Below are 6,056 nucleotides of genomic sequence, written 5' to 3'. Positions count from 1 at the left end.
TATTTTTCGGGGGGATTACCACCCCTTTTTTTGTATTTGATAAAAAGCATGTTCGTACTCAATTCGTTGTGGCCTTGGCATTGTGAACTACCTGTTTTAATAATACTCCTTTGAAGGTAGTTGACTTATGTCATGAAGCAAGTGATTTGACCCCTTTTCTTTTTGAAGCAAGTGATTTGACCCCTTTTTTCGGACCCCTTTTTTCGTGGTATTTCGTATGTCGTGAAGCAAGTGATTTGACCCCTTTTTTTGGTGTGACCCCTTTTTTCGTGACCCCTTTTTTCGTATTGTTTTTTAGAAAATCCGTTTGATAAGTATAACTAGTCTAATTTAAATCCGCCCAAGTACTAAAATTCCCGGCTAATATCCACTTACCAGGTTTAGTTGCGAGATATGGATGTTTGTTAATTGCATCAATAGCGTCGTTCAGAGGTATGGTACCAGCTGTGACGAGCTTTTTCAGTGAATTGATTTTTTTGTATAAATTTATGAGCGACTTGCCTTTAATCCCAAGATCGACAATCAGCGATATCATTTGTTCTCGAGAACTTATATGTGCATCATTACTGCTCTCATCAAATACAACACTATCTGGCAGTTCTAATCCTAAATCAAGCATTGCCCCGAACACATTTTTTGCCGATACTGCTTGAACCTTCAAAACACTTCTTATCCCGCCCCAAGAGTGACTAATATTTAAGTAGGGATTATCAACATTTGTATATTTAAAGGCAACAGAAATAGGAACTGATGCAGCAGCTTGCAACCAAGGTTCAAATTGTTGAGAGACATGATAGCCTGCAGAAAATCCATATTCTTTCTCGACTATATCACCAATGTCAAGAGACATCAGATAGGGAATTCCCACCCCTAACTCACTACTTCGCGAAGTTATATAACCTCTACCTTCTGCTTTGCCCACATCGTTCTCATCAAGTTGCCATTGACCATATTCCACATCAAGTGGATGATAGCGTATATTGTCAACGGGTGAGAATTTCAATTGTCCACCAAATTCTGCTGCAATCAGGTGAGCTTTCGCTAGAGGCCCTCGGCCACTCATAGTGGCTGGAGGAATAACACTGTGTTTTGCTAAAGCATTTAAGCCATCAAGAGTCCCTAGACTTTTCTCAGCATTATCTCTGTATCCCGCTGATGTTTTATCGGTACACTCTTTCCAAGGCCCACTACTCGATGTTGCAGTTTCTATATTCTCAGCTCCTTGTCTCAACCAATCACTTTGAACGACAAGACGCTGAACGACATTACTTTTATCGGCAATTTGTTGTTCATTCTGACCATAGGTTACAACTTTTTGTAGTTCCCTTTGAACAACTGCTTCAGGTCGATTATCCACAAATCCTTGCAGGACATTACTTTTTTTCTGCCCAACATTATTAGCTATCGCTCGACTTTGATTCTCTTTTGGTTTTTCTACTTGTTCATACATAACTCAAACCTTTTTGAATTAGCTTTATTCGTTGTTATAGGCTTTCTTCAATTGCCTATAACAATTGGGCTAAAAGACGTTTTAATGGGTTTTAGGTTTTGTTATAGGCGTTTTATACATAAACTACATCGTTTTTAAGTCCTGCAACCACCATGAATTATATGTCTTTTCTAGCTCAGTAACATTTGCACCATATGCTTTAGCGGTAGTTGTATTCTTATACACATGGTCATTTGCTGGATTATATACTTTCACATCGCCCTTGAAAGGCCCCCAAGGATATGAATCACTTTTGCTAGAATTTTTCGAGTATGAAATTATTTGAGCATTAGCTGGGTGATTTCCACCACCACCCGCTTTTGGCACTATATGATCAACCGCAGCTAGGTCAGTTGATAAATCACTAGGACTAAGCAGTCTTGAGCCATCATTATCGTCACTTAAAAGATCAAAAGATCCGATTAATGTTTCTTTTTTAACAGTTTTGGTTTTATTATTACCTAAAAGACTATGTCTTTCACCACTCGAAAATAGTTCCCCCGGACCAGATCCTGCCCACCCAGAACCAGTATATTGCGACCCTTCTATCGGTACTAAAAAGGCCTCGCTCTTAACCCGCTGTTTTACTTGTGATTGTAATCTCCGCTGCGCAACAGAATTAACAATAGCTATACTTTTATTCTCTTTTGACTTTTCTACTTGTGCATACATATTTACAAACCTTTTTAAATTGGACTTTAGCGATTGTTATAGGCTTTTCTTTATTGCCTATAACAATTAGGCTAAAAAGCGTTTTAATGATTTTTAGGTTTTGTTATGGGCTTGAGATTAAGCTGAGTAACTACTCACATCTTTACCGTTCTTATCTTCGATCTGACTCTTCCAAGATGTCGGCAATACGGAATCACCTGTATATCCTAATTGAACCCTCACAATCAATGGGTCTCCTGTAGCCTCCATTGCTTTTTTATTTTCTCTTTCGTATTTTCGCCAATCACCCCATTTATTCTCAGGACCATCTTGCGGAACCATATTTTGCCATGTCCCAGACCCCCCAAGACTGTCCGCAATAAGATGACCACCATTATGTCCAGCATTAATATTTTCCGCTTCCAAATTCCCCAACCAACCAATAGTAGATTGCAGTGCTGGAGATCTTCCCCCTTTAACGTTACTTATAACTTTATAGGCCGACGTTACACGCTTTTCACTATCTTGTACCGCATTCACATCTCCACCACTTTTGTCTACTTTCTTAAAATTAGCTCTATTATTATCTAGCAAATCAAAGGCAGATTGTGCATTAAAGTTTAGTTTGCTCCTGTCAACCTTAGATAAATCTAATCGCTGAATCACATTTTTTTTTGAGCAGGGCTTAAACTGAGCAGTAGCTTTATAATAACTACCACTATCTTTTGTTTTTTCTTTTTGTGCATACATATCTCAAACCTTTTAAATTGGACTTTATCGCTTGTTATAGGCTTTTTAGTTGCCTATAACAATCCCAGATACACCACACAGTGGTGGATGTGGCGTTTATTCTGACTATCTCATTATCATTTCTGGACTTTTAACACCTATTTTGGCTGTTAAAAGTCCACTTTTTTAAACTTCATCTACTTCCCATTAGCGGTGGATCTTTAATACCCGCATGGGCTGTTAAAGCGCCACTCTTTTGGTCATCTATTCACAACCCGTCAATCTCATCCAGCGGTGAACTTATTCCCTCAAGAGATAAGGGGTCATAAGAGATAAGGGGTCAAGTCACTTGCTTCACAACACTTAACTTAAAACAAAGCTTGTCAATTCGACATGACGCTCTAACTTAGTCACATACTCTCTGCTCTTGCCCCTATCACATCGGCTTCATGTTCTAATTTTGGATCATCATTCACCGCTTGCCCTGCAAACTGGGTAGTGGCTTGTACGCGACCTTGCATTTGCTGGCCAATGTGAGAGAAAGGTAAGGGGTCAAGAAAGGTAAGGGGTCACAAGAAAGGTAAGGGGTCAAGTCACTTGCTTCATAACACTTAACTTAAAACAAAGCTTGTCAATTCGACATGACGCTCTAACTTAGTCACATACTCTCTGCTCTTGCCCCTATCACATCGGCTTCATGTTCTAATTTTGGATCATCATTCACCGCTTGCCCTGCAAACTGGGTAGTGGCTTGTACGCGACCTTGCATTTGCTGGCCAATGTGAGCAAGCTCATGCCCTAAATGGCGGTCTTGCCCCGGGCTGATGTGTACTTCTCTGCCTTGGGCATAGGCGTGGGCATTAAGTTGCGCGGGCTTGGATGAGTTGGTATGCACAGCAACGTGGCTTAAATCGACGCCCATCATGCTGCCTACGTTGTCTTTTAAACGCGTTTCTCGGCTTATTGCTTGGCGTTGTACGGGGAGCGTGTCGTGTTCTTGCTGCTTTTGATTAAGTGACTGGTACATAAAAATTCCAAGGTATAATAATAGGTTAAATGAAGCTGCCGCATATAAGATGTCAATGAATAAAAAGCAGCATTAATGCATTTTAATAATGTAACGAATCGGTTGAATGGGGTTGTCCACCAACGGTGCCAAATTAGGCGTGCCGTTTAGGCCGTCGCAGGCTAAAAAGCCGTCGGGGATTTGTGCGCCGCTGTAGAGTAAAATACAGCCAATTGGCACGCTAACTTGTTGGGTATTTGCGTTAGCCGCACTGTAGCTTGACGTTTCATAAACTCGGCTGGTTGGTGTTGTGGCGCTTGATGAAGAGGCACCGAGTAGCTGCCCCTCTACAATTAAATCTCCTTGAATACACACACTTTGTTGAAAAACCGTATTGGCTTGATGGTGTTCTGGCAGTGAAAAAGTCAGTACTTGCCCCGCTGCAGATGACTTCTTCGTAATGCCATCATCGCTTTGAATAAACGCTGCATCTAAAAACTCGGCAAACTGCGCCTGGGTTGGTTTTGCACCTGTAATGAAGTAGCGTTTTAGCTTTTCTCGAAAGGTCGTAAACATGGCTTAGTTGTACCGTATAATTACGTGATTACGCAATTACACGCTCTTGCCATATATCGTTGGAGAGGTTGAATATACTGTGTTTTTGTACTAAATCATTTTCAACTAATTTAAGTACAACAACGGCAACATCACCTAAATATCGTTTTAAAGCAGGGTCTAGGTCGTACGTTTTAAAACCAGCTCCATCATCAAAAATGGTGATTGGATAAATACCGCGATCAGGACCATTTTTAACCAAAAAGTAATCCCCCGTGTAAAACTCTGTTGCGCCAAACATGGCAGGCTCAACCGGGGTCACTGGAAAGTCATCACTAGCGGCGACTACACGACCAGCATAGCCAAGCACATCTGCAATATCTTCTACCCTGTGTAAGTCAGTTGTTTGCATACCTAAATATTGGTTCATATCAGCACGAACCTGATAAATAACACTATTTAATAAGTTTAGGCTTCTAGCTTTATTACTATCACGAGCACTCAGTTCTTCAAGTTTTTGGATCACGTTTACAAAATTATTCATAGGGTTTTCCTTTTAGAGGGAGGGGGTGTTTGAATTGATGACTAAATTAATAACTGGTTGCCTTAGAGAAAGAATTTGCCAGTTGAGTCATAGGAATAAAAAATGTCATTTACTTTGTATAAATCATAATAAGCATGTGAGCTGTTGAGCAATATTGTAAGGCTGGAGTTATCTGCAAATTTAAGAATAACTTGGCTGTTTGTCCCCCAAGTTCCACTAAAGTCCTGCACCCTAAAATAGGTGACTTTTTCGTCAATTATAGCTGTCAATGTAGTGTCATCTGTAAGATCTAAAAAATGAATGGAATTTGCGTCAATAGTAAAGTCAGTAGTGTGTACTTGAGGGTTAATATTAAGCATTTGGTTTTGAAGCTGTTGCCCAAGCGAAGTTAAGTTTTGCTTTAATAAAGCACTATCAATAACCTTATCAACTCTGCCATTAGCGAGATCATTAGCTGAAGCGAAATTTACACTGAAGCGGTTTTTACTCTTTATGAGCCCATCACCAACAGTCACTAAACTGGCTGTCATTTTCCATTGATACTCAAAATCAGCATCATTATCGTAAATAGCCCTAAGCATAAATGCTTGATCTTTATAAATGTCACCTTGAGTTATGATCACCGCATCGCCGTGAACCATGTCAACAGGTTCATAGCGGACCACAGACTGTAAAGAAAATGAGCTTGATAGTTCATTTACTTGCCATATGCGGTTTTCACTCTTATTCGTTTGGGCGTTCAATAACACCAAATCACCATCAACAAGCATATAACCATCAATTTCACTAGGAACGTTATCAATATCGATGTTTTGTGTTGTCTCAACACATGCAATCAGCAGCGGCAACAAATTGGGGCATGTAAGCGCTTCTACTTTTTGATTTAACCAGCCACCGTGTTGTGCGGTAGTCAGCTTGCTTGTATCACCCATTTGAATATCTGCAAACGTTGCAATGGGTAAACTAGTAGTTTGAATATTAGATAACCTAGCCCCATCACCAATAAATTCACCTGCTTCAATGCGCGAATCCGTCACCGTTCCCGCTTGGGTTAAGTCAATTTGCGAAGGGAGATCAATCTG

7 protein-coding genes are annotated in these 6,056 nt (G+C 40.2%); all 7 read right to left on the bottom strand.

Translation table 11 applies throughout. The annotated features are described in order from the left end of the window. Positions 1 to 325 precede the first annotated feature (325 nt). Entirely contained in the window at positions 326 to 1,450 is a 1,125-nt protein-coding gene (locus DO88_RS00240) for a hypothetical protein (RefSeq protein WP_033041180.1), read from the bottom strand. A gap of 123 nt (positions 1,451 to 1,573) precedes the next feature. After that, positions 1,574 to 2,161 (bottom strand): HNH endonuclease domain-containing protein, encoded by a 588-nt coding sequence (locus DO88_RS00245; RefSeq protein WP_033041178.1) that lies wholly within the window; start codon positions 2,159 to 2,161, stop codon positions 1,574 to 1,576. Between the two features lie 117 nt (positions 2,162 to 2,278). After that, complete coding sequence (locus DO88_RS00250; RefSeq protein WP_033041177.1) at positions 2,279 to 2,890, bottom strand: DNA/RNA non-specific endonuclease; 612 nt, start codon at positions 2,888 to 2,890, stop codon at positions 2,279 to 2,281. Between the two features lie 637 nt (positions 2,891 to 3,527). Further along, positions 3,528 to 3,896 carry an eCIS core domain-containing protein gene (locus DO88_RS00255; protein WP_008138021.1) on the bottom strand — a complete coding sequence of 123 codons (369 nt, stop codon included), beginning with the start codon at positions 3,894 to 3,896 and terminating at the stop codon, positions 3,528 to 3,530. Positions 3,897 to 3,968: 72 nt separating this feature from the next. Next, the gene (locus DO88_RS00260) at positions 3,969 to 4,451 is read right to left on the bottom strand and encodes a hypothetical protein (RefSeq protein WP_033041175.1); all 483 of its coding nucleotides are present in this window, start codon (positions 4,449 to 4,451) and stop codon (positions 3,969 to 3,971) included. Between the two features lie 28 nt (positions 4,452 to 4,479). After that, positions 4,480 to 4,974 carry a hypothetical protein gene (locus DO88_RS00265; RefSeq protein WP_007377707.1) on the bottom strand — a complete coding sequence of 165 codons (495 nt, stop codon included), beginning with the start codon at positions 4,972 to 4,974 and terminating at the stop codon, positions 4,480 to 4,482. 62 nt (positions 4,975 to 5,036) lie between these two features. After that, positions 5,037 to 6,056, bottom strand: a 1,020-nt coding sequence (locus DO88_RS18990; RefSeq protein WP_033041173.1) for a hypothetical protein, incomplete at its 5' end; no start/stop codon positions are given.

The organism is Pseudoalteromonas sp. S3431 (assembly GCF_000690035.1).
Taxonomy (GTDB): Bacteria; Pseudomonadota; Gammaproteobacteria; order Enterobacterales; family Alteromonadaceae; genus Pseudoalteromonas; species Pseudoalteromonas fuliginea.
This window is presented reverse-complemented; position numbering and strand designations above follow the sequence as displayed.

Coding starts and splice junctions, on each gene's coding strand:
- DO88_RS00255 (WP_008138021.1), bottom strand. CDS start 3,896: ATGTACCAGTCACTTAATCAAAAGCAGCAAGAACACGACACGCTCCCC.
- DO88_RS00240 (WP_033041180.1), bottom strand. CDS start 1,450: ATGTATGAACAAGTAGAAAAACCAAAAGAGAATCAAAGTCGAGCGATA.
- DO88_RS00250 (WP_033041177.1), bottom strand. CDS start 2,890: ATGTATGCACAAAAAGAAAAAACAAAAGATAGTGGTAGTTATTATAAA.
- DO88_RS00260 (WP_033041175.1), bottom strand. CDS start 4,451: ATGTTTACGACCTTTCGAGAAAAGCTAAAACGCTACTTCATTACAGGT.
- DO88_RS00245 (WP_033041178.1), bottom strand. CDS start 2,161: ATGTATGCACAAGTAGAAAAGTCAAAAGAGAATAAAAGTATAGCTATT.
- DO88_RS00265 (WP_007377707.1), bottom strand. CDS start 4,974: ATGAATAATTTTGTAAACGTGATCCAAAAACTTGAAGAACTGAGTGCT.